The 23,312-nt window shown below is 35.9% G+C and carries 23 protein-coding genes; 11 read left to right on the forward strand and 12 right to left on the reverse strand.

Translation table 11 applies throughout. From position 1 onward, the window contains the following. Positions 1–7: 7 nt before the first annotated feature. The 11 genes from aspS (at position 8) to HXT27_RS05010 (ending at position 14,035) form a co-directional block, all read left to right on the forward strand. Positions 8–1,801, forward strand: coding sequence for an aspartate--tRNA ligase (aspS, locus tag HXT27_RS04960; protein WP_103043031.1), 1,794 nt, complete (start codon positions 8–10; stop codon positions 1,799–1,801). Positions 1,802–2,058: 257 nt separating this feature from the next. Then, entirely contained in the window at positions 2,059–2,793 is a 735-nt protein-coding gene (locus HXT27_RS04965; protein WP_075523277.1) for an amino acid ABC transporter ATP-binding protein, read from the forward strand. Positions 2,794–2,862: 69 nt separating this feature from the next. Beyond that, positions 2,863–3,693, forward strand: coding sequence for a glutamate ABC transporter substrate-binding protein (locus tag HXT27_RS04970; RefSeq protein ID WP_075523170.1), 831 nt, complete (start codon positions 2,863–2,865; stop codon positions 3,691–3,693). A gap of 2 nt (positions 3,694–3,695) precedes the next feature. Continuing rightward, complete coding sequence (locus HXT27_RS04975; protein WP_075523169.1) at positions 3,696–4,373, forward strand: ABC transporter permease subunit; 678 nt, start codon at positions 3,696–3,698, stop codon at positions 4,371–4,373. Between the two features lie 15 nt (positions 4,374–4,388). Next, complete coding sequence (locus HXT27_RS04980; protein WP_075523168.1) at positions 4,389–5,492, forward strand: amino acid ABC transporter permease; 1,104 nt, start codon at positions 4,389–4,391, stop codon at positions 5,490–5,492. A gap of 373 nt (positions 5,493–5,865) precedes the next feature. Then, positions 5,866–7,293, forward strand: a complete 1,428-nt coding sequence (locus HXT27_RS04985) for a UTP--glucose-1-phosphate uridylyltransferase (RefSeq protein WP_103043032.1) — start codon at positions 5,866–5,868, stop codon at positions 7,291–7,293. 435 nt (positions 7,294–7,728) lie between these two features. After that, complete coding sequence (locus tag HXT27_RS04990; RefSeq protein WP_103043033.1) at positions 7,729–9,666, forward strand: WYL domain-containing protein; 1,938 nt, start codon at positions 7,729–7,731, stop codon at positions 9,664–9,666. Continuing rightward, positions 9,666–10,034, forward strand: a complete 369-nt coding sequence (locus tag HXT27_RS04995) for a hypothetical protein (RefSeq protein WP_103043034.1) — start codon at positions 9,666–9,668, stop codon at positions 10,032–10,034. Before HXT27_RS04990 ends, HXT27_RS04995 begins: the two co-directional genes overlap by 1 nt. A gap of 6 nt (positions 10,035–10,040) precedes the next feature. Then, on the forward strand, positions 10,041–12,716 hold the full coding sequence (locus tag HXT27_RS05000) for a DEAD/DEAH box helicase (RefSeq protein ID WP_369803126.1): 2,676 nt from the start codon (positions 10,041–10,043) through the stop codon (positions 12,714–12,716). Positions 12,717–12,949: 233 nt separating this feature from the next. Beyond that, on the forward strand, positions 12,950–13,297 hold the full coding sequence (locus HXT27_RS05005; protein WP_075523163.1) for an RNA polymerase-binding protein RbpA: 348 nt from the start codon (positions 12,950–12,952) through the stop codon (positions 13,295–13,297). 33 nt (positions 13,298–13,330) lie between these two features. Then, positions 13,331–14,035: an HAD hydrolase-like protein gene (locus HXT27_RS05010; protein ID WP_075523276.1), complete on the forward strand. Its 705-nt coding sequence runs from the start codon at positions 13,331–13,333 to the stop codon at positions 14,033–14,035. Between the two features lie 105 nt (positions 14,036–14,140). Here HXT27_RS05010 and HXT27_RS05015 read toward each other — a convergent pair whose 3' ends face one another. The 12 genes from HXT27_RS05015 to pyrH form a co-directional block, all read right to left on the reverse strand. Further along, positions 14,141–14,584, reverse strand: a complete 444-nt coding sequence (locus HXT27_RS05015) for a hypothetical protein (RefSeq protein WP_422113101.1) — start codon at positions 14,582–14,584, stop codon at positions 14,141–14,143. 56 nt (positions 14,585–14,640) lie between these two features. Further along, complete coding sequence (locus tag HXT27_RS05020) at positions 14,641–15,165, reverse strand: MerR family transcriptional regulator (RefSeq protein ID WP_075523161.1); 525 nt, start codon at positions 15,163–15,165, stop codon at positions 14,641–14,643. 166 nt (positions 15,166–15,331) lie between these two features. Next, the gene (locus HXT27_RS05025; RefSeq protein WP_075523160.1) at positions 15,332–15,769 is read right to left on the reverse strand and encodes an FHA domain-containing protein; all 438 of its coding nucleotides are present in this window, start codon (positions 15,767–15,769) and stop codon (positions 15,332–15,334) included. Positions 15,770–15,787: 18 nt separating this feature from the next. Then, a complete protein-coding gene (locus tag HXT27_RS05030; protein ID WP_075523159.1) occupies positions 15,788–16,615 on the reverse strand; it encodes a DUF881 domain-containing protein in 828 nt (275 codons plus the stop codon). A gap of 3 nt (positions 16,616–16,618) precedes the next feature. Continuing rightward, complete coding sequence (locus HXT27_RS05035) at positions 16,619–16,951, reverse strand: small basic family protein (RefSeq protein WP_075523158.1); 333 nt, start codon at positions 16,949–16,951, stop codon at positions 16,619–16,621. Positions 16,952–16,956: 5 nt separating this feature from the next. After that, on the reverse strand, positions 16,957–17,988 hold the full coding sequence (locus HXT27_RS05040; RefSeq protein WP_075523157.1) for a DUF881 domain-containing protein: 1,032 nt from the start codon (positions 17,986–17,988) through the stop codon (positions 16,957–16,959). A 9-nt stretch (positions 17,989–17,997) separates the two neighbouring features. Beyond that, positions 17,998–18,612 carry a CDP-alcohol phosphatidyltransferase family protein gene (locus HXT27_RS05045; protein ID WP_103043036.1) on the reverse strand — a complete coding sequence of 205 codons (615 nt, stop codon included), beginning with the start codon at positions 18,610–18,612 and terminating at the stop codon, positions 17,998–18,000. 170 nt (positions 18,613–18,782) lie between these two features. Beyond that, positions 18,783–19,448, reverse strand: a complete 666-nt coding sequence (rpe, locus tag HXT27_RS05050; protein WP_075523155.1) for a ribulose-phosphate 3-epimerase — start codon at positions 19,446–19,448, stop codon at positions 18,783–18,785. A gap of 48 nt (positions 19,449–19,496) precedes the next feature. Continuing rightward, positions 19,497–20,405 (reverse strand): prolipoprotein diacylglyceryl transferase, encoded by a 909-nt coding sequence (lgt, locus tag HXT27_RS05055; RefSeq protein ID WP_075523154.1) that lies wholly within the window; start codon positions 20,403–20,405, stop codon positions 19,497–19,499. A 114-nt stretch (positions 20,406–20,519) separates the two neighbouring features. Beyond that, the gene (locus HXT27_RS05060; protein ID WP_103043038.1) at positions 20,520–21,587 is read right to left on the reverse strand and encodes a phosphatidate cytidylyltransferase; all 1,068 of its coding nucleotides are present in this window, start codon (positions 21,585–21,587) and stop codon (positions 20,520–20,522) included. A gap of 80 nt (positions 21,588–21,667) precedes the next feature. Next, positions 21,668–22,222 carry a ribosome recycling factor gene (gene frr, locus HXT27_RS05065; RefSeq protein WP_075523153.1) on the reverse strand — a complete coding sequence of 185 codons (555 nt, stop codon included), beginning with the start codon at positions 22,220–22,222 and terminating at the stop codon, positions 21,668–21,670. Positions 22,223–22,299: 77 nt separating this feature from the next. Next, entirely contained in the window at positions 22,300–23,049 is a 750-nt protein-coding gene (gene pyrH / locus HXT27_RS05070; RefSeq protein ID WP_103043039.1) for a UMP kinase, read from the reverse strand. Positions 23,050–23,312 lie beyond the last annotated feature (263 nt).

The raw sequence follows: 23,312 nt of genomic DNA on the forward strand, positions 1-23,312 counted from the left end.
TGGACTTATGAGCCAAACGGCGTATCGTACGCACCATGCCGTTGAAGTGACTGAAGCATTGGTCGGGCAAAAAGTAACCATCGCAGGTTGGGTTGATCGTCGCCGTGATCACGGTGGCGTTGCCTTTGTTGATGTTCGAGATAATACAGGATTAGTACAAGTTGTTATCTATGACGAAGAAACAGCTAGACCATTAAGAAGCGAATTTGTTGTGCAAATAACAGGCGAAGTTCGTCTGCGTCCAGATGGTAATGAAAATGATCATTTGGCAACAGGTAAGATTGAGATTGTTGCGCAAACAGTTACTGTTCTTGCAAAGTCAGATGCATTACCATTCCAAGTTTCAACAGCTTTGGAAAACGAGTCCGAAAACAAGCTTCCTAGCGAAGATGTACGTTTAAAGTATCGTTATCTTGATTTGCGCCGCCCGTCTATGCAACGCAATTTAAAACTCCGCTCTGATATGGCTAAGGCTGCTCGTCACGCTTTGGAAGATATGGACTTCACTGAGGTTGAAACACCAACATTTATTAAGTCCACTCCAGAAGGAGCGCGTGACTTTGTTGTTCCAGCACGCTTGGTTCCAGGCTCTTGGTATGCTCTTCCACAGTCTCCGCAGCTCTTAAAGCAGCTTCTTATGGTTTCTGGCGTTGAGCGTTACTATCAGCTTGCTCGCTGCTATCGCGATGAAGACTTCCGTGCAGATCGTCAGCCTGAATTTACTCAGCTCGATATGGAAATGAGCTTTGTAAGTCAAGAAGATGTTATGGCTATGGCTGAGCGCGTTATTGCTGCAATTTGGAAGGAAGCAGGACATGAAATTACTCTTCCTTTGCCTCGCATTACTTGGCAAGAAGCAATGGATAAGTATGGTTCCGATAAGCCAGATTTGCGTTTTGGAAACCCACTTATTGAGTTGACTGACTTCTTTAAGGATACTCCATTTAGAGTATTCCAAGCGCCATATGTTGGTGCTGTACTCTTTAAGGGTGGTGCTGCAACTCCTCGCCGTCAGTTTGACGCTTGGCAAGATTGGGCTAAGCAGCGCGGAGCTAAGGGATTGGCTTACGTTGTGTTTGGTGAAGATGGCGAGTTGAAAGGTCCTGTTGCTAAGAATCTTTCTGAAGAAGAGCGCGCAGGTCTTAAGCAAGCTGTTGGAGCAGATGATGGCGATGCAGTGTTCTTCGCAGCAGGAAGCCGCGAATCTTCACAGCTTTTGCTTGGTGCAGTTCGTGTTGAGCTTGCAAGCCGTGCAGGATTGCTACATCCAGATGAATTTGCTTTTACTTGGGTTGTTGACTTCCCACTGTTTAAGCGTACTGATGATCCAGATGATGATGATGTTGCTGTCGGTCACTCAAAGTGGACTTCTATGCATCATCCGTTTACAATGCCATCTGCTGATTGGATTGATAAATTCGATAAAGATCCTGAGCATGCAATGAGTGATTCTTACGATATTGTGTGCAATGGTAATGAAATGGGTGGCGGTTCTGTGCGTATTCACAGAGATGACATTCAAGATCGCGTGCTTAATGTTCTTGGAATTGATAAAGAAGAAGCAGATGAAAAGTTTGGATTCTTGCTTGAAGCTTTTAAGTATGGTGCTCCACCTCACGCTGGTATTGCTTTAGGATGGGATCGAACTGCTGCTATTTTGGCAGGAGCTAGCTCTATCCGCGATGTTATTGCATTCCCTAAGGCTGGTGGCGGTCGTGATCCTCTAACTGGTGCTCCAGCCCCAATTTCAGACGAACAACGTGCAGAAACTGGCGTTGATTACGATCCTGATGAAGAATAAAAATATTTAGTATTTAGCAGATTTTTCATTAAATAATCTGCATATGTTACGAAAAAGTATGCCGTTGATAACAAGAAGTATTGATTCTTCTATATCAGCGGCATATTTGTAACTTAAGAGTTACAAAAAGTAACTGCGTTGATAACTGTGTGTAACACAAATATATTAAGCTCTTTCATATGAGTAAAGAAGAATTAACTACAAATCATATTGAAAAAGATACAATTCAAAGCGACAATCAAACGCGTGAAAATTCTATGCCTTTAGTGGAATTAAGTCATGTTGAAAAATATTTTGGTAAGCTTCATGTTCTTAAAGATATAAATCTTACAGTTAATAAAGGTGAAGTTTTAGTTATAGTAGGTCCTTCAGGATCTGGAAAATCCACTATGTGCAGAACTATAAATCGTCTAGAACCAATCGATTCAGGTGATATACGTATAGATAGTAAGCCTCTTCCTCAAGAAGGTAAAGAACTTACAGCATTACGTGCAGAAGTTGGTATGGTATTTCAATCCTTTAATTTATTTGCTAATAAAACAATTCTAGAAAACGTAACTTTAGCTCCTATTAAAGTTCGACACATGGATCAACAAAGTGCGCAGAGTTTAGCAATGGATTTGCTTAAGCGAGTTGGTGTAGATAGTCAAGCGAATAAAATGCCTTCTCAGCTTTCAGGCGGTCAACAACAACGTGTTGCTATTGCTAGAGCTCTTGCTATGCAACCTAAGGTTATGCTTTTTGATGAGCCAACTTCAGCTCTTGATCCAGAAATGGTCAATGAAGTATTAGACGTTATGGTTGAACTTGCAAAAGAAGGTATGACTATGATTTGCGTTACTCACGAAATGGGATTCGCGCGTATCGCTGCAGATCGTATTGTGTTTATGGCAGATGGTCAAATTTTAGAGCAAGGTACTCCAGAAGAATTCTTCGAGCATCCTAAAACCGATAGAGCAAAAGATTTTCTTTCGAAGATTCTTACGCACTAGTAGCGCTTTCATTTTCCTTTTAGCTTAAATACTAAAACTTATAAAAACAGTTCTTCTGAAGGGGAATATATGAAATTATTACATAATCGTATTTTTCGTGCGATATTAGCAATGCTTTGTGCTCTATGTTGTGTTATGCCGCTTACTGCTTGCGATCGTAGTGATGGTAAGAAAGTAATACGCATTGGAATTAAATTTGATCAGCCTGGTATCGGTTTTAAAAAATCTGGAACTTATGTTGGATTTGATGTAGATGTTGCAAAATATATCGCTAGGGAATTGGGTTATTCTGAAGATCAAATTGTTTGGAAAGAATCTCCATCTAAACAGCGTGAAGCAATGTTACAGAATGGCGATGTAGATATTATTGTTGCTTCATATTCCATTACGGATGCTCGTAAGAATACAGTATCTTTTGCAGGGCCTTATTTTGTTGCAGGACAAGATTTATTAGTAAGAAAAGATGAAACAAATATCAATGGACCTGAAGATTTAAACGGAAAACGTTTATGCTCGGTAACTGGATCAACGTCTGCGATAGTTATTAAAGAGAAATTCTCTTCAAAAGTACAACTTATGCAACAGCCTGGTTATGCTGAATGCGCTACTGCATTATTCTCTGGAATAGTAGACGCAGTAACAACAGACGATATTATTTTGGCAGGTTTAGCTACTGCATCAAGAGGACGACTTAGGTTAGTCGGAAAACCTTTTACGGCTGAATATTATGGCATTGGAATTAAAAAAGGGAATAAGAAACTAGCTAAACGCATTAACGAAGCGTTAAAAGGCATGATTAAAAATGGATCATGGAAACGAGCTTTAGATGATAATTTACGTGGAACTAATTTCAAACCAAATTCTACTTATAATCCGCCAACTCCTAAGGAAGGTGAGTGATAATGCAAGATTTTATTCAACTTTTTTCGTCATATAATATTCTTTCTGCTTTCCTTGTTAATATCGAAATAACATTGTGGAGCATATTATTTTCTGTGATTATTGGCATTATTTTGGTAATTATGAGAATAAGCCCTATTGCATCACTTCGTATTGTTGCAAGTGTTTATGTTGAGTTTTTCAAAAATATGCCGCTTACAATAATCATGGTTTTTATGGTTCTTGGAGTTTATGCACAATTAAAACTTGGTTTTTCTAAAATCTTTGATGTTAATTTCTTCTGGCTTGCTATTACAGGATTATCGCTTTATACAGCAGCATTCGTATGTGAATCTTTGAGATCTGGATTGAATACTGTTCCTATTGGTCAAGCTGAAGCGTGCAGAGCTTTAGGATTAAATTTCTTCCAATCTGCTTTTAATGTAATACTTCCACAAACTTTTTGCGGATCTGTTGCTCCTTTAGGAAATACGTTTATAGCATTATTGAAAAATTCAACTGTTGCAGCTGCTGCTTCTGTTGCAACAGAAACTTCAACAATGATGAGTGAGATGATTGAAAGACATGCAGATTTGATTATTCCAATCTTCCTTATTTTTGCTTTTGGCTACATTATTTTGATTATTCCAATAGGTATTCTTACAACGTATCTTTCTAATAAACTTGCTGTGAGAAGATGACAGAAGGTGAATATTATGTCTAATAAAGAACAATCGCTTTTATTTGACGCTCCTGGTCCTAATGCATCTAAAAAAATACGTATCGCTAATATTATTGCGGGTTTCGTGTTTGTTTTAATTGTTATTGCTATTATTGCGCGTTTAACTAATCCTCCTCATGGTGAAAATCAATTATCTTTAGAACTTATCAAACCTGCTGTTGAGTCTGAAGCTTGGATTGATTTTTATCTTCCAGGATTATGGATGACTTTAAAAGCTTCATTGCTTGCAATAGTAGGGTCTATAGTTTTTGGATTATTCTTTGGATTATGTCGTCTTCTTCCTAATTTTCTTATTAGAAGTGTTTCTGCAATTATTGTAGAATTTTGCCGAGCTGTTCCAGTTTTATTGCTTATGATTTTCTTGTGGAGAGGATTTGCTTTTTCTGGAATAAAAAGCGCATCATATTGGGCTGTAGTGCTTGCTTTAATCTTATATAATGGTTCTGTTGTTGCGGAATTAGTGCGTTCAGGCGTAGGTAATTTGCCTAATGGTCAGCGTGAAGCATCTCTGGCTCTTGGATTAAGCCATTATCAATCTTTAACTCAAATTGAGATGCCGCAGGCTGTTATTGCTATGATGCCTGCTGCTGTAACTCAAATTGTAGTTGTTCTAAAAGATACAGCTTTAGGTTCAATCATTATGTATACAGATTTGTTACAAGAATCTAGACGATTAGGATCTATGTATTTCAATATTTTGCAAACTCTTAGTATTGCTGCAATAATCTACTTCTTGATTTGTTGGGCTCTTTCATGGTTTGCACAATGGTTACCATCTCATATTAAGAATAGAACTGCAGCTCCAACTGAAGCAGAGCCTGTTGCTCCTATTGCAATTATGGATCCTTCTAACGTTAATCAGATTGCTGTAGCTGAAGAAGTTGAGGAATTGCCTCATGGTGGAACTCCTAGAAAGTATCACGTGCATCATCGCGGAACTAATGCTTCTATTCATCATTGGCGTCAAACTCGTTATTTGCAAGGATATGACGAGCATCATTATGGCATGAATGATGATAAAGAGGTTGATAAAGATAGTGCTAGAGATACTAATAAAGAGGTTGATAAAGATATGTAGTAGTAAGCACAGATAGATTGGGTGCTAGAGAGATATAAGAAACTAGAGAGATATAAGAAAAAGGTTACTAAATATAGGTATAAGATAGTGATAAAGATAGATAGTATTTAATGCAATATGCATTACGAATTTAACTAGATTAGTTATAGAATAAAACGATTGTGGATGTTAGCTTGTAAAAATTCTGCAATCGTTTTATTTTTGTTTTAATACAAAATGTCGTGTTATTTCCCAAAAAGTTTTTTGTTGTTTTATGCTTTTTAGTTGCAGTTTTAGTTGTTATTTATTGTGTGTTATGTTTTATGTTTGCGTGAGTTTATATAAAAAGATAAACTATTAAAAGTCATATTTGTAAATGGGGAGGCTAGTTGCTATGGATGAAACATTTGAGTTGTCTGCTTCAAAGATGCGCGATGCTGGAATGAGCGATACTGCAATAGCACAGTTTTCACATTTATATGAAGTATGGCGTAATAACGAAAAAGGATCTTTTATTCGCGAACATGATGTTGAGCCGATTAAAACAGTTCCTAGTTTTCACGAGATTTATGAAACTATCGATCACGATAAAGCAGTTAAGGCGTTTGCAAAAACAGCTTTTATAAAGCTGAACGGTGGTTTAGGAACTTCAATGGGGCTTTCTTGTGCGAAATCCTTGCTTCCTGTGCGGCGGCACAAAGCGCGTCAAATGCGTTTTATAGATATTATAATTGGTCAAGTTCTTACAGCTCGTCAACGTTTAGGCGTGGATTTGCCTTTGATTCTTATGAATTCTTTCCGTACTTCTAAAGACACTTTGCAAGTATTGAAAAGAAATCGTAAATTTGTTCAAAACGATATTCCTGTTGAGATTATTCAACATCAAGAACCAAAAATTTTAGCACAAACTGGTGAGCCAGTTTCTTATCCAGAAGATCCGACTTTAGAATGGTGTCCTCCTGGACATGGCGATTTGTATTCAACTATTTGGGAATCAGGCATATTAGACAAATTGTCAGAGTGTGGCTTTTCTTATTTATTCATTTCAAATTCAGACAATTTGGGTGCTCGTCCGTCTAGAACTCTTGCGCAATATTTCGAAAATACTCACGCTCCTTTTATGATTGAAGTTGCTAAACGCACTCAAGCAGATAGAAAAGGCGGACATATTGTTCGAGATATTGAAACTGGACGTATGTTATTACGCGAAATGAGTCAAGTTAATCCTGAAGATAAACGATCTGCTCAAAGTATAAATAAGCATCCGTATTTTAATACAAATAATATTTGGATTCGCATTGATGCGTTGAAGAAAATGTTAAAGAAATATAACGGCGTATTGCCTCTACCTGTTATTTGCAATAATAAAACAGTAGATCCAACTAATCCTGAAAGCGCTAAAGTTGTTCAATTAGAAACAGCTATGGGTGCTGCTGTGTCGCTTTTTGATGATGCAATTTGTGTTGAAGTTGATCGAATGCGTTTTCTGCCTGTAAAGACCACGAATGATTTGTTTATTATGCGATCTGATAGATTCCATTTGACTGATTCATATGAAATGGAGGATGGGAATTACATATTTCCAGATATAGATTTAGATCCGCGTTATTACAGAAATATAGATGATTTTAATGAAAGATTCCCGTATTCTGTTCCTGCTTTAGCTGCTGCGAAGTCTGTTACTATTAAAGGAGATTGGACTTTTGGTAATCAAGTATCTATGTTTGCGGATGCTGTTTTACAAGATTCAGGTGAGCCTAATTATGTTCCTAACGGTGGTTTTGTTGGACCTCAAGGGATTGAGCCGGATTCGTGGGTGTAATTTTTAGTTAGCGTATTTTATTCCCGATTTTTGCTGTTGTTTATTGTGTTTTATTAAATAAATAAGCAATTTTACGTTTGGATTTCAATATTTTATTTGAATAAACTGTTGAAAATAAACGCTAAAAGTCATTTTTATAATAAAATTTATAGTTATTGTTTATTATTTAGGTTTGGGCGTGTCGCAAAAAAAGGGCTTTATATCAACGTTTTTAGCCTGTTTTATTAAAAATATTCAAGAAAAATATAATGATTTTCAAAAATGTCCACACGTATAGAAAAAGACTATTAAAATAGAGAAGGCATGCTTATGAAGAAAAACCATAAAAAGCTAGTGAAGTTCAGTTTTCTTCTTCCGTGTTAGAGCTTTTTATAGTAGTTTTTTGTTAAGCATGTAGAATATAAAAAGATATCAAGCAACGAGACGTGAGGAATAATGGCAGAAGGAACTAACGGAAGGCGACGTTTTTCCGATAAATGGGGTAAGCATGAGTTAGATGTGCTTGCTGTATTATCTTCCGCGTTTCCGCAATGGCTTACTTCAAGGCAAATAGCTCAACGAGTCAAAGCATACGCTGACTCTTATGGAGAGCTTGCAGATCAAGCTGCTAAAGCTGCATTTGCAAAGCAGTTCCAAAGAGATCGCGCTAAGCTTGCTGCAATGGGAATCGCTATTGAATCTCGTCAACCTGAATATTCTTCTAAATCAGAAGGTCAGGATTTTGCTTCATACCGTTTGCAACTCGGTGATGAGCCTCGTGTGCGTCTTCGTTTTAAGCAAGAGGAGCTTCCTGTTCTTGCTGCAGCTAATTATTTAGCTCGCTCAATGTCGATTTCTTCGTCTGAATCTAATCAACACGAGCAGCAACATACTTCTAGAACAGCTCCTAGAGTTCCACAAGCGCCTATTCCTGGATTAGGTTTAGATTCAATTGCACCCGGATTAGGTACTCAAGTTATTCCAGACGATTTAGTTAAAGTTATTGATTCTAGAAGATTTGCTGCAACTGTTGATGTTGATGGTGAGCATTTGAATGTTGCTTATACTGATTCTGATGATTTAGCTATGTTTGTGCTTGAGCATCCTGGATCTTCTGTTGTAAGCCCTCAAGAAGCTGTAGATGCTTTTAATAGACGTCTTCATGCTGCTTTGAAATTCGAGTCATGCGATGATGAATCTGTTGTAGAGCAAGATGAAGAAAGCTCTATGAATAATTGCGAAGATTCATTATCTGAGTGCGAAAACGATAAGCCACGCGCTAAAAAATCCTCTTCTTTCCAAACTGGAAGCGAAGTTGATCGTCGTTTGAGATTGATGTTATTCCTTTCTGCTCATTTAGGCGAAGAATTCCCACTTGATGAGCTTGCTGTTCGTTTTATTGGTAATCCTAAAAATGAAGAAGAGTTACGTCGTTTTGTAGCTATTTTGCAAAAAGATGTGAGCACTCTTCTTACTGTTTCTGACGATGGAGAAATGGCTGGAAGTCAGTTCTTTGAAATTGACTGGTCGCTTTTAGAGGATGAGGGAATAGTTTCTGCAACTAATTCATTGGGACTTGAACGCTTAGCTGGAATATCACAGCAATATATGAGTATGCTTACTGCATCTGTAAATTATCTTGCATATTCTCCATTATTGCCTGATGCTCAAAGAGCTATTGCAGAGTCACTTTATATGCGTTTACGCAAGCACGTTCGTCCTGGTGAAACTCCTTGGTTAAGTCTTACAGGTTATGAGATTGAGCCGCGTAATTGCTCTATTGTTCGTAGCGCTATATCATCTAAATCATTGCTTGATATGGAGTACACTGACGGAGCTGGAAGAATTCGTCGTAAAGTTGTAGCTCCTTCTAAAGTCTTTGTTGATGAAGGTGTTTATTACGTTGCTGTATGGACTGACGTTTTAGAGCAAACTCCTGAAGAAAAGCGTTCTTTGGTTGTTAAAGATACTTCAATTAACAAAGCTAACGGTTTGCCTCGAATTTGGCAAGTTTTGCGTGTAGCTAGAATTGAGCATGCTGAAGTATTGAAGCCGCTTTCTGAAGTTGATATACCTGATGTTCCTGTTAGTGAATTGCGTACTTGGAGCTTTGATAACGGTACTGAAACTTCGTTTATAACTGATGAAACAGAGTTGAACTTTGTTAAAAATCTTTCTGGTGCAAGAGTTGAACAGTATGGCGATGGATTGAAAGTTCATTTGGTAGTTTCATCTGATTCTTGGTTCGTTGCTTTTTGTATTGCTCATGCTCGTCATATTAAGGCTGTTTGCCCTGAAACATTGCGTACTATGATTCTTGCTAGAACTAAGCGCGAACTAAGTATTCAACAGGGTAGTGATGAATCTTTTGAAGAAGGTTCGGAGGTATATTGATGCCTTGGTGGATTTGGCTAATTTTAGCTATATTTTTCGTATCAATGTTTTTAATAGGTTCTGTTTATGCATTCATTAAGTTGAATAAAGGTCTTGTTGTTGTATCTGAAAGTGCAGATAAAATATCGGATATTTACGATAGATTCGATACTTTAGATAATAAAACAGTAGATGATAAGCCGTTATTTACTCAGCCGATTGCTGTTGCTGCTCGTAGGTATGAAGAGGCACATAAACGAGTTATTTTGCGTGATGAGCGTAAAAAAGAAATACACAAATTGGTTTGGCAACATTGGAGCAATAAGTCTTTGCGAGAAGAAGATCTTAATTCTAGCGATTCTTCTAATTTACACGATTTACACGATTGATTTTTAATGAGTAGTGATTCATATAATTTATCTAAGTCTTATAATTCATCTATGACATGTGAAAATAGTCTTTCTCCTTCAGCGCGATATGCATCTTTCCGCAAAAATCAGCAATATAAGAAAACAATGGCATCGAAATTTGAAGAAACATTGCCATTTGAACTTGATGATTTTCAAAAAGAAGCGAATGAAGCATTAGAAAATGGTAATAATGTATTAGTCGCAGCTCCTACAGGTGCAGGTAAAACTGTTATAGCTGATTTTGCTGTTTTTCTTGGTGTTAATAGGGGAGTGAAAACCTTTTATACTACGCCTATTAAAGCTTTAAGCAATCAGAAATATCACGATTTATCTGAAATATATGGTTGTGACAAAGTAGGTTTGCTTACAGGAGATACATCAGTTAATCCTGAAGCAGATATTGTAGTTATGACTACTGAAGTTTTACGCAATATGCTTTATGAGCGTTCTATTACATTACAGTCACTTGGTTATGTAGTTCTTGATGAAATTCATTTCTTAGCAGACAAATTCAGGGGAGCTGTTTGGGAAGAAGTAATAATTCATTTACCTAAATATGTTACTATTATTGGTCTTTCTGCTACTGTTTCTAATGTAGAAGATTTTTCTGCTTGGATTTCTTCTGTGAGAGGAAAAACGCATTTAATTGTAGATGAGCATCGTCCAGTTCCGTTAGAGCGTCATGTAATTATTCAAAAAAACTCTAAAAGTGAACCTGAAATATTTGATCTTTACGATAAGAAAAAATCTGATAACAATCATGTTAATCCTGCTTTGATTCGTGCTATTTGCGATTTGGAAAATCGTGCTAGCAGAGTAAAACTAAAAAGTTCTAAGAATTTTCGTTCGTCTAAAAAAGTAAATAGTCGTTTATTAAAGAGGCAATATCGGACGCGAAAAAATGATGAAGAATCTAAAAGTTTAGCTTTACGTTATACTCCTAAGCGTTGGGCTGTAATTGATGAGTTAGATTATCTTGGAATGCTTCCAGGAATTTATTTTATTTTTTCAAGAGCTGGATGCGATCAAGCTGTGCGTCAATGCATAAACGCTGGTTTAACTCTTACGAGCGACGATGAAATGTATGAAATACGCAAAATAGTTGATCCAATTGTTTCTAATCAATTGAGTAAAGATGATTTGCGCGCGCTTAATTTTGAGTCTTTCAGATATGCATTAGAGCAAGGTTTTGCACCTCATCATGCAGGTATGATTGCATTATTTAGGCATATTGTTGAAACTCTTTTTGAGCGTGGTCTTATTAAAGTTGTTTTTGCGACTGAAACTCTTGCTTTAGGTTTGAATATGCCAGCTAGAAGTGTAGTTGTAGAAAAACTAGTTAAATTTGATGGTACTGGTCATGTTCCTTTAACTCCTGGAGAATTTACTCAATTAACTGGTCGTGCTGGAAGACGTGGAATTGATACGATTGGTCATGCAATTTTAGTAGATTATTCTGATTTTAATCCTTCTAAAGCTGCGTCATTATCAAGTAAGCGTGTCTATCCTTTGCATTCTAGCTTTGTACCTACGTTTAATATGGCTGTTAATTTGTTGAATAATAGTGATGCAGCTACAGCTAGAATAACTTTAGATTCATCATTTGCTCAATGGGAAGCTAATGAGCATGCACAAAGACTTCATTCTAGAATGATTGAATTAACTCAAGCTCTTAAAGCTTATGAAAAGGCTTTTTATTGCTCTCACGGCGATTTTGCAGAATTTATGTCTTTAAGAATGGAACTTAAAAATGCTCAGTTGATTGGGCGTAAAAAGCTTAAGCATACGATTTTTGAAACTGAAAAAGAAAGGTCTTTAGCGTTTCAAAATTTAGATAATACTATTGCTAAATTGCGCGAGAAAGAAAGAGAGCATCCATGCGCTGGTTGTAAAGATATACAAGATCATTTGCGTTGGGGATATCATTGGGCACGAGAGAAAAAAGAATTACAACAAGTTCAACAACGTTATGAGTCTAGAACTGGTTCTGTAGCTCGTTGTTTCGATAATATTTGTGATGTTCTATATGCCTTAGGCTATTTATCTTCTGGTGACAAAACTAAAGAATCATATTTTGCTGTTAATGAAAAGAACATTGAAAATAGTTCAAATACTAGCATTAGTTTAACTAATAAAGGTCAATTATTGCGTAGATTATATAACGAGCGCGATGTTGTTTTTGCTCAAGCTATTTGTGAAGGATTATTTAACAATCTTTCTGCAATAGAATTAGCGTCATGTTTATCTTCATTAGTTTATGAGCCTAGAGGTATTTCTTCTTCAGAGCCTAGAAGATATCCAGGTGGACAAAATGGAGCTGTTTTTAGAACTATTGGAAAACTTAAAGCTTTATTTATGGAAGTAAATAATTTATGTGTTAAGTGTAATTTAGATCCTTTAATGCCTCTTGAATGTGGAGCTTTAGACATGATGTACGATTGGGCGCAAGGTGCAGATTTGTCTATAATTCTGCAAAATTCAGACATTACTGGAGGTGATTTTGTACGTCAAGCTAAGCGTTTAATAGATATTCTTATGCAATTGTATTCTGCTGAAGATTATCTTAACTCTATTGAAAGCGTAGATAAATCACTAGCTAGCAAAGCTCGTCAAGCAGCTGAATTATTAAATAGAGGAGTAGTTGCATATTCTGACTTGTAGATAAGTATCATAAGTGTTATAAGTGTTATATTTATTATATTTATTATATTTATTATATTTATTATATTTATCTTATTTTATGAATTGCAAAAATATGTGCTAATTATATAGAGTTTTTGATAATAAAAAAGTATTGTATATTAGTCTATAGTTGACTTAGATAACTCGTCCGGCGTAACATTACTCTAGTTTGTATCAGAGTAATTTGTAGATTATAGATTATAAGGAGAAAAATGGCAGAGCGCAGTTTAAGAGGCATGAGTATTGGAGCAAAGTCTTTGGAATCAGATGACAATGTTGATTTTGCTGCTCGTGTTGATATTGCATATGTATGCCCTAAAGGTCATAGAACTATTCTTCCTTTTGCTAAAGGAGCTGATGTTCCTGAAGAGTGGGAATGCAGATGTGGAAATATTGCGCATCGCGAGGGTGATGAAGATAATCAAGATGATGAATTTAATAAGCCATCTAGAACACATTGGGATATGCTTTTAGAACGTAGAAGCGAAGAAGAATTGAAGGCTCTTCTTGAGAAGCGTTTGAAGATGCATAAAGAAGGTTGGATTCCAGATTACGAGTGATTGCTTTCGCAATTTGATTTCAAACTATTGATTATGAGAGTAGTATTATTAGATTTAGACGGGACTATTACTCAGTCTCATCAAGGTATTATTGCATGTGCTAAGAAAGCTATGGAAGAGCTTAACATGCCTATTCCAGATGATGCTGAAATGCGAAGATTTATTGGTCCATCGATTCTTGAGTCTTTTCAGCGAAATCATATGCCTGAAGATTTGCAAGATTTAGGAGTTCAGTTATATCGTAAGTATTATTCTCAAGTACCTACTTTTGAAGATCCGAATAATTCAGGTAAGCTTATTACAGGTAATTTTTTAAATCGTCTTTATGATGGAATTGATGAGCAGCTTAATATTCTTCGTGAATCTGGTTTTTATTTGGCGATTGCATCTTGTAAGCCTGAATATCAAATTGAGCCTATAGCTAAGCGTTTTGGTATTGATAAAATGGTTGATGCAATTTACGGTGCTAGTCGTGATATGTCGCGAATTAAAAAAGCTCAAGTTATTCGTTACGCGTTTGAAAATATGAAGTTTGAGCTTAATGAAGATAAAGCTTTGATGGTTGGTGATCGTTGGACTGACGTGGACGGCGCTAAAGAATGCGGAATTGATTGTTTAGGATGCGGATGGGGTTATGCTGAGCAAAATGAGCTTCATTTACATGGAGCATACCGCATTATAAATAATGTGAATGAACTTGCTCATGCAGTTATTGAATATTTTGATGAATGCAAGTAAATATATTGTTATTTGTTTTGCTTGATTCTATTAGATATTTCCGATAATGTACGTTATGTCAAATTGGATTATAAAATAGCTTTTAATTTTTAACTTTAATTTTGTTTATTTGTTTATTCGTTTGTAAATCAGATCCTCTTGCTTTGTAGCAAACGACAAATGGATTATTATAACAGCAATACTAATAATCCATAAAATAATAAAAATGATTACTGAATAAATAAAAATAAATTCTATTGTTTGTGCAATTTTTGAAGGTGCGACAACACAGCTTTGAAGTATTCTATAAACCATCCCATATGCCATTGCAAATGGCAATGCAAAACAATGAGCTATAACACTAGTCCAGCTAAGCTTTTTTACTTTAACGTCTTCTTTAACGTGTACTTTTGTATGTTCATTTATGTTTTCTTTGACGTCTTTATTTGTATATTGCTTAAGATTTTTAATATTGAATAATAAAAATAAAGATTCTAAAGAACTAGCGATAAGCAATACTATAGAAATAAGCCACATTACGCTTGGGATAGCATATAGTAAAACGCTCATATCTTACCTTTATCACCTCTTACCTCTTACCTTTATCTACCTTCTGACGTTAAATTTTACTGATTTAATTCATTAAATGGAGTAAATATTTCAGATTGTAAGTCAGATTCCACGCGTTTACATATCCTACCAACATCAATTGCAAAAACTGCTGAACCAGCTTCAAGCATATCTAAAATATTATTTTTATCACTATCGTATTCTTTTACTGTATTCCCATCGCAAATAATAGTCATTTTATTAAGTGATTCTTCACAATGGCAATAAAGAAAAACAATTGCATTAGTTACATTTTGCAAATTTACGCCAGCATCTAGTAATTTTTTTGCAACTGACATGATTGATATATCTTTGAACGAATACAATCTTCTAGAACCAGATCCATGAGAAGGTGTAATAGAAGGCTCAATAATATGTTTTCTTGCCCAATAATCGAGCTGTCTATACGTTATTCCTGCAATTTTCATAGCAACAGTGCCACGATACCCCCTATCGCTATTTACATTTGTAGAAAAGCTAAATAAAACACCTTGAATAGAAGATTGAGCGGAATATTGTGGATAGTATGTTTCATCTACCATATAATCCCCCAATCGCAAAGATATTTTTACACGAGCGTATATTTTTACACAAGCGTATATTTAAAAATGTAATCTGTTAGCAATAATCATCATGAAGTTTGAATTATGCTTAATATATGAATAAAGAATTCATGCGCTAAATAGAATAATTCAATATTTTCGCTATCTATTTAGAAATAGAATCACTTCCAAAGAAAACTAAACGAAACTTTCCAATCATGATTTCATCACCATTATGTAAGACTGTTTCATCAACACGCTCTCTATTAACATAAGTGCCATTCAAACTACCAGAATCTGCGATAGTAAACACATTTCCATTTCTACGAAAAACAGCATGCGCTCTAGAAACAGTAGAATCATCTAAGAGAATATCTGCTCGAGAATCACGGCCTACAGAAATAACGTCTTCATCTAAAAGGTATCGTGATCCTGAAACTGCTCCCCTAGTAGAAATTAGTAATGCTGTTCCAGGAACTAATTTAGAAATAGTGTCTAAATCATCTTTTCTTAAAGGACGATCTTCAGTTGCAGTAATAGGGATATGAATTGCTGGCATACCAATAATGGTTGTTTCTCCAGCTGTAGGAATCGGTTCTGTCATAATTTTTATTGTACATTGTTACTCGACTTGATGAGCATATTGATATTGTTTTGGTTCGCGTGTCGCTTTAATTTCCACTTCGTCTGGTGTCATAACATGAACAAGAGCACCAAATTTAACTTTCAATCTAGATCCTACGCCACCAGCAATAGTAACAGCATTTTGTAAGTTTTGAGGATCTCCTATTGCTTTAACAATATAAGGCGGATCCATTTCTATACCGTCACAAATTAAGCCATGCTTAGAGTCAGAAATATAACTTGATGTAATAATTCGAATATCGTTAATAGAAATAACTTCAACTCCAGCATTGCGTAATTCTTCAATAAGCCCAAACATTGTGGAGGAATCTATTCGTTCTTTTTCTCCAGCAGTAATATGAATTATTATTCCTTTTCCTATTGCTGGTAGTCTTCCAGATAACAATCCGTTAGTTTCAGCGTTTTGACGAGCGATACGTCTTGCTTCCTCTTGCTTATTAACAGATGCACGCAAAGAGTCTAATTGACCGCTTAATTCACTTTTACGTTGCTCAAGATTTTGTATCTGTGAATTAGTTTCTGTTATAAGTCTAGTTAATTCGTCTTCGCTTAAAGTTTCATATAAAGAAGAGCTGCGATTTACTTGAATCATATAAGCAAATCCCAATAATGCGCACATAAGCATAATAAGAAATCCTGTAAAAATGCGCGCTCTTGTGATTTGAGAGCTTAAAGAATGTTTCGAACGCTTAGGTACAACAGGAAAAGAACCAGTTTGTGTTTGATCGCTTTCGCGATCTTTTGCATGCTGTTGATGTAATTTTCCAATAATATTCTCATCATTTTGCTTATTAGGAAACGCCATAGACTAACTCCTAAATATGAAGCGTCTAATAGCAGACACATTAGAGAATATTCGTATTCCGAGCACTACTATAACTGCAGTTTGAAGTTGAGCACCAACACCAAGCTGATTCCCCAACAAGACTAAAAGAGTAGCTGCTATAACATTAGAGAAGAACGATATAACGAAAACTTTATCCGAAAAGTTTCGTTCAAAATAAGCTCTTGCAGCGCCTAGAAGTGCATCAAGAGCAGCAACAACCATAATAGGAAGATACGGCTGAAGAACTATAGGTATATCTGGATGAACAACAATACCTATTAGCACGCCCAAAATTAAACCGAGAATAGCTGTCATATTTTTTATTCACCTATCTTTCTTCTTTGAGCGAACTGAATATCTCCAGTGCTTGCTACAGATAATTTTAATACATTAGAAGATGAAACTTGCGGATTGATACCAGCGTTTGTAAGAGATGAATACCATGAAGAATATTTTTGATCGGAAATTTTTTTATATAATTTCCCACTATCTCCAATAGCTTCAATAGTATACGGGCTTTGAGTTTGATTTACTCCAATAAGTATTGATTGACCTGCAGTTCTTATAGAAGTTTGAACTCCTAAGCGATGACCATTTACAGCAATAGCTTCAGCTCCACCTTCCCATAAAATTGAAACAAATCGTTGAATATCTCTATCAGTAATTACTCGCATGCGAGCACCAGATGATTCTCTCGGCAGGTTTCCTTCAGAAGAACCGGCTCCTGCAGAAAAAGGATTAGCTAAAGTTATAACTATTCCTGGTCCTTCTACAGGATTGATTCCGTTAGTCATATCATCGTTTTTTGTAACTTGATTTTCTTCAGGAGTTGTAATACGTTTTGATTCGCGATCAACGCTGTTGTGTAATTTTGTTACTTCTTTTAGAAGAGAGTTGAATTTAGTAGTATGACCAGATAATTCATTTGCTAATGACATTCGTATTGTTTTACGCGAGTCAACGTGTAATTTGCGAACAAATTGAGTTCCAATAGTGCCTACAGCTATGCAAACAATAAAAACAACTACTCTAGTAGTCCATAAGCTTAGTGGACTAACTTTTTGAGTATTTAATCTAGAATCCATAAATAAAGGATCAACAGGACGATTGATTAAATCATCAATCAAACGTAGAGAATAATCATCAACATAGCGTCTTCTATCGTGATGTCTAACTAAGCGATTGCGATTATTAGAAGCATGGTGAGAAGCGATATTAAAAATAGATTTAGAGAATGTAGCTCTTCTTCGAATCAATTGAGAACCATCTAAAGCAGGGAAAGATGGCGCTTGATTGATTATACTCTCATCAAGTGCCTTAATATCGTTAGAATCAATCCCGCCACGTGACATGCAAATAACTTATTCTCTCTCGCTAATAACATTACTATTGCTAAGCAACATGCATGCTTGTTTCACATACAAAAAGCCTGCAATCCAATATAGTACTATTCCCCATATTCCACATGCTATTGCGAAAGCATAAATTATTTGAGTATGCATAAAAGATGTGGAATAAATCATTAAAAGTACTATGAAAAGCATCAATAATGCTGTACCAGTTTTACCCATAAAGTTAACAGGTAAAGGCCCGTAATCGTATTGCGCAAGAATAACAATAAGAATAGCCATAATAACATCTCTAGCTAGAACTAGGAATAAAGTCCACCAAGGTATTATTGATGTAAAAGTTAACGCTAGAGTGCTACAAACAATTAACAAACGATCTGCAATAGGATCTAATATTTGTCCGAGTTTGCTGACTTGATTAAATCTACGAGCTATATATCCGTCAACACAATCTGAAAGAGCTGAGATAGCAAGAACTAAAAGAGCTAAAACCATATTATGTTTTGCAATAAGCCAAGCTAAATATGGTATAGAGCAGATGCGAAGAAAACTTATAAGATTAGGTACAGTGAAAACTCGATTAAGCGCAGCAGGACTATATTCCCTACTAGAAGCAAACTTAACCATTTCATACTTCCCTTAATTTTAATAAAAGTTAATAAAATCAAAATTATATTCGCTGTTTTAAAAATATAAATCGCAACCGAGTTAGCATTAAAACTAAAAAATTTACAAGACTATGAGATTGCGAACAATATAATAAATGTGGGGATCAGACCACCACATTTATTAAAATATCAATCTTTCCAAGCAGCTTGTGCTATTTTACGTATTGATTCAATAGCTTCACTTGGGCTTTCTGCTCCATAAACAGCAGAGCCTGCAACTAAAACATCCGCTCCAGCTTCAGAAACTGTAGCTGCTGTAGAAGGACTCACTCCTCCATCTACTTGAATATGCGTTTTTAAGCCACGTCTTGTGATTTCATCTCTTAAGCGACGTACTTTACCCATTTGATTACTTAGGAACTTCTGTCCGCCAAATCCTGGCTCAACTGTCATAATTAAAACCATATCGAATTCATCGAGAATATCAAAAATAGGTTCTACAGGTTCTGCAGGACGTACAGCGAAACAAGCTTTGCAACCCATACTACGAAGCTGACGAGCAAGGCGTACAGGAGCATGTGTTGCTCCCATGTGGAAGCTAACTGAGCAAGCCCCGAGCTTTGCATATTCTGGAGCCCAACGATCAGGATCTTCAATCATTAAATGAACATCTACTGGAAGATTTGTTACTTCACAAATACGCTTAACGATCGGTTCGCCTAAAGTAAGATTAGGAACAAAATGATGATCCATCACATCTACGTGAACAAGATCGGCGTTGGAAATTGCAACAAGATCACGCTCGAGATTGCAAAAATCTGCTGAAAGTATGCTAGGTGCTATCTGTATATTCATGATTCCCATTCTAAGAAAAGCAAAAGACTACTAATTGAAATTGTACTTTTATTTGGATTTTATACTATTCTTCTCATTCTCATAAGACGTAGTATCTAAAAGTTTTTCGCTTAGCGAATCAGTAAAATCACTGTGTCTTTGAAGAAGTATAAAAGCAATCGCAGCGCACATAAATACTCCTATAGAAACCCACACGTTGATTCGAATTCCACAAAAAACATGTGAAAAATCAATACGTAAACATTCAATCCAAGTTCGTCCTAGCGTATACCACATAACATAAATGATAAAAATTGATCCAGCTTTACACTTTTTGAGAATTTTCTTAGAAAGAATAATAATTAAAGCTGCACCAATAAAATTCCATATCATTTCATATAAGAATGTTGGGTGGAATAACGTTCCTTCAGGGCATGAAAGACCATCGTAACAACTCTCTTTATTTCCAATTGCTCCACCCATATTATTTAGTTTAAGACCCCATGGAAGTGTTGTAGGAGCACCGTAAAGTTCTTGGTTAAACCAATTTCCTAATCTGCCAATTCCTTGAGCTATAAGTAAAGCTGGAGCTGCTGCATCTGCAAGTAATGCTGTAGGATAATGACGATGCTTGCATACTGCCCATGCTGCAAGCGATCCTAAAACCACTCCTCCCCATATGCCGAGTCCGCCATTCCATATTCTAAACATCTCGACCCAATCACCTGAGTGTGAGAAGAATTTTTCAGGAGTTGTAATAACGTGATAAAGACGCGCTCCAATAATTCCGCATGGAATGCTTATTAAAGCTATGTCTAATATTTGATCAAAATTTCCGCCTCTACGTTTCCAAGTACGAGTAATCATGTACATTGCTAGTAAGATTCCTATGAGAATGAAAATAGCGTAAAAACGTATAATAAAAGGACCAAATTTGATATAAGAAATAGTTGGTGATGGAATATAAGCTACAGTCATGGGATTGATACTACACTTAGACCATGATTCTTAAGTTTTCAAAGAAGAATAATTCAATGCGCAAATTGTAATTAGGAAATTGTAACTAGAGAATTATAATTAGAAATTTATATGTCAAATTCCCATGAATTTCATAATTGCCATAAGAACTGGTCCACACAATAAGATTGAGTCAACTCTATCCATAATGCCTCCGTGTCCTTTAAGAAGGTGACCCATATCTTTAATTCCAATATCTCGTTTAAGCATTGAAGCACATAAATCTCCAAATGTTCCAACTATTCCAGAAACTATGCCCATAATCGCTGGAAGCCACCAGAAATCAAGAAACTTCATTCCATAGAAACTAATAACAATTATGTATGCTCCAATTACAGCTAAGAGCATTGATCCTATTAAGCCTTCAACGGATTTTTTCGGCGAAATTCTTGGAGATAATTTATGTTTTCCTAGCCATGCTCCAGCGAATAATCCACCAGTATCACTTAAAGCAGGCAAAAATACTAATAGCATAGCGTGAGCAAAAGCATATTTACTTCCTGCTATAGATAGAACAATGCAAGAAGCTAAAAGAGGTATATAAAGTATTACAAACATTGATGCAGCAGTATTAGTAAAAGTACTACTGTTAATTGTTGATTGCGAAGATTTTTGTAATTTCTTTTCAACAGCTTGAAGAGTGCGAGCAGAAATAGTGCTATTAAATGTTGCAAATACAACAGTAAGAATAAGCGATGCTGTGATTCCGCTAGCCATAGCAATAGCATGCCATTTTGAATAATATGTAGCTAAAATTGTTACAACAGAGCATATTGATAGAACTACAAATGGTATTCTTAATCCAATTGTTGCGAAATCAACGTGCAATTCCCATAATGCTCCAACCATAAATAATGCAATCAATATAATAAAAGCATCTCTACTTATTATTAAACATGCAATAATAACAACTACAAGCAAAGCAGCAGTAGCAATAGCTTGTGGCATATTACGTCCTGTGCGTCTGTTTATATCTGTTAAAGTTTCATGCGAGCTATTATTGGAATTATTCTGGGTGTTGCTATTATTATCACAAGAGGATTCATTATTTGACGATGAAGAAGATACTACTTTTTCATCTATACTTCCTTGAGCTATATTGCTTTTAGAAGATTCAACTATCCCATCACTCTGCTGTTCCATGCAACACCCATCTTCAGAATATATCTAAATTATTAGATGAACTCTATAGTTTATTCTTTATTTTATTCTTAGATAAAGAATCAAACCTCCATGATTTCTTTTTGCTTTCCTTCAAGTAAAACATCAAGAGAATCTGTTACTTGCTTTGTAAGTTTATCTAATTCCTTTTGTAAACGATCGCCTTCATCTTCGCCTAATTCACCATCTTTAACTGACTTATCAATGGATTCTTTAGCTTTACGGCGAATGTTACGGACTGCAACTTTTCCTTCTTCTGCTTTTGTTTTAGCAAGTTTGACGTATTCTTTACGGCGTTCCTCAGTAAGTTCAGGCATTGTAACACGAATAACATTACCATCGCGATTAGGGCTTACGCCTAAATCAGAATCACGTATTGCTTTTTCAACAGCATTTGCTTGTGAAGCGTCAAAAGGAGTAACTGCTAAAGTGCGAGGTTCTGGAACGCCAATTGATGCAACAGCTTTAATAGGAGTAGGCGCACCATAATAATCAACCATAATTCCATTTAGTAAAGCAGGGTTTGCTCTTCCTGTTCTAATGCCCATAAAGTTTTCTTTAGTAGCTTCAACAGATTTATTCATTTGCTCTTGAGCTTGATCAATAATTGCAGACATGAATTCTCCTTTGTAAATCTCATGCTAATTGTTTTTTAAAAGTATTTTAACTGTTTAGTAAACATTGTGTTTTAATTTTATTCAGCAAATTTTGCATCTGCGTCAGAAACAAGTGTTCCTATTTCTTCACCAATCAATGCACGTGTCACATTTCCTTTGCCTTCTAAGCCGAAGACTCGGATTTTCTGCTTATTATCTCTAGCCATAGAAAGTGCAGATGCATCCATAACAGCTAGACCATCAACAAGTGCGCGTTGATAACTAAGAGTTATGAATTTTTTGGCATTAGAATCTTTACGAGGATCAGCACTATAAACTCCATCAACACCGTTCTTGCCCATTAACACTTCATCACAATGTATCTCTAATGAACGCTGAATAGACACAGTATCAGTCGAGAAATATGGCATACCTGCACCTGCTCCGAAGATAACAACGCGACCTTTTTCAAGATGTCGGATAGCTTTTAATGGAATATAAGGTTCTGCAACTTGACCCATAGTAATAGCTGTTTGAACACGAGTAGCTTGTCCGGATTGCTCAAGGAAATCTTGAAGAGCTAAGCAATTCATAACAGTACCAAGCATGCCCATGTAATCTCCACGACTACGATCAATGCCAGCTTGTTGAAGTTCAGCTCCTCTAAAGAAGTTTCCTCCTCCAACAACAATTGCGACTTGCACACCACTACGTACTGCAGTCATAATTTCTTCTGCAATCCTACGAATAATGTGAGTATCAATACCAACGGCACCGCCGCCAAATGCTTCGCCTGAAAGTTTCAAGAGAACTCTACGAGCACCATTATTCTCTTGTTTGATAGTCATACTATTCCTCCTGCTCTATCAGCGAATGCAAGCATATCTTTGTCAGTCTATCTATAAATCGCGACACTGAAAAACTTAAGCTTAAATACTTAAATTAAAGTGCATATAATCGCACATATGCGCTATTTATTAAAAAAGTAATATATAACGAAATGTGCAAAGTAGGATTATATAGTTATTTGTATAAAAGTTCGATGATAAAAACAAAATAGGCTGCGCACATTTAAGTACGCAACCTATAAATAATATGATTTTATTGTAAG

This window comes from Gardnerella bivia (assembly GCF_049262715.1).
Lineage (GTDB): Bacteria > Actinomycetota > Actinomycetes > Actinomycetales > Bifidobacteriaceae > Bifidobacterium > Bifidobacterium vaginale_A.

Coding starts and splice junctions, on each gene's coding strand:
- HXT27_RS05005 (WP_075523163.1), top strand. CDS start 12,950: ATGGCAGAGCGCAGTTTAAGAGGCATGAGTATTGGAGCAAAGTCTTTG.
- rpe (WP_075523155.1), bottom strand. CDS start 19,448: ATGAATATACAGATAGCACCTAGCATACTTTCAGCAGATTTTTGCAAT.
- HXT27_RS04990 (WP_103043033.1), top strand. CDS start 7,729: ATGGCAGAAGGAACTAACGGAAGGCGACGTTTTTCCGATAAATGGGGT.
- HXT27_RS05010 (WP_075523276.1), top strand. CDS start 13,331: ATGAGAGTAGTATTATTAGATTTAGACGGGACTATTACTCAGTCTCAT.
- HXT27_RS04980 (WP_075523168.1), top strand. CDS start 4,389: ATGTCTAATAAAGAACAATCGCTTTTATTTGACGCTCCTGGTCCTAAT.
- frr (WP_075523153.1), bottom strand. CDS start 22,222: ATGTCTGCAATTATTGATCAAGCTCAAGAGCAAATGAATAAATCTGTT.
- HXT27_RS05040 (WP_075523157.1), bottom strand. CDS start 17,988: ATGTCACGTGGCGGGATTGATTCTAACGATATTAAGGCACTTGATGAG.
- HXT27_RS04965 (WP_075523277.1), top strand. CDS start 2,059: ATGCCTTTAGTGGAATTAAGTCATGTTGAAAAATATTTTGGTAAGCTT.
- HXT27_RS05015 (WP_422113101.1), bottom strand. CDS start 14,584: ATGAGCGTTTTACTATATGCTATCCCAAGCGTAATGTGGCTTATTTCT.
- HXT27_RS05045 (WP_103043036.1), bottom strand. CDS start 18,612: ATGGTTAAGTTTGCTTCTAGTAGGGAATATAGTCCTGCTGCGCTTAAT.
- HXT27_RS05035 (WP_075523158.1), bottom strand. CDS start 16,951: ATGACAGCTATTCTCGGTTTAATTTTGGGCGTGCTAATAGGTATTGTT.
- HXT27_RS05000 (WP_369803126.1), top strand. CDS start 10,041: ATGAGTAGTGATTCATATAATTTATCTAAGTCTTATAATTCATCTATG.
- HXT27_RS04970 (WP_075523170.1), top strand. CDS start 2,863: ATGAAATTATTACATAATCGTATTTTTCGTGCGATATTAGCAATGCTT.
- HXT27_RS05060 (WP_103043038.1), bottom strand. CDS start 21,587: ATGGAACAGCAGAGTGATGGGATAGTTGAATCTTCTAAAAGCAATATA.
- HXT27_RS04985 (WP_103043032.1), top strand. CDS start 5,866: ATGGATGAAACATTTGAGTTGTCTGCTTCAAAGATGCGCGATGCTGGA.
- HXT27_RS05030 (WP_075523159.1), bottom strand. CDS start 16,615: ATGGCGTTTCCTAATAAGCAAAATGATGAGAATATTATTGGAAAATTA.
- HXT27_RS05020 (WP_075523161.1), bottom strand. CDS start 15,165: ATGGTAGATGAAACATACTATCCACAATATTCCGCTCAATCTTCTATT.
- HXT27_RS04995 (WP_103043034.1), top strand. CDS start 9,666: ATGCCTTGGTGGATTTGGCTAATTTTAGCTATATTTTTCGTATCAATG.
- pyrH (WP_103043039.1), bottom strand. CDS start 23,049: ATGACTATCAAACAAGAGAATAATGGTGCTCGTAGAGTTCTCTTGAAA.
- lgt (WP_075523154.1), bottom strand. CDS start 20,405: ATGACTGTAGCTTATATTCCATCACCAACTATTTCTTATATCAAATTT.
- HXT27_RS04975 (WP_075523169.1), top strand. CDS start 3,696: ATGCAAGATTTTATTCAACTTTTTTCGTCATATAATATTCTTTCTGCT.
- HXT27_RS05025 (WP_075523160.1), bottom strand. CDS start 15,769: ATGACAGAACCGATTCCTACAGCTGGAGAAACAACCATTATTGGTATG.
- aspS (WP_103043031.1), top strand. CDS start 8: ATGAGCCAAACGGCGTATCGTACGCACCATGCCGTTGAAGTGACTGAA.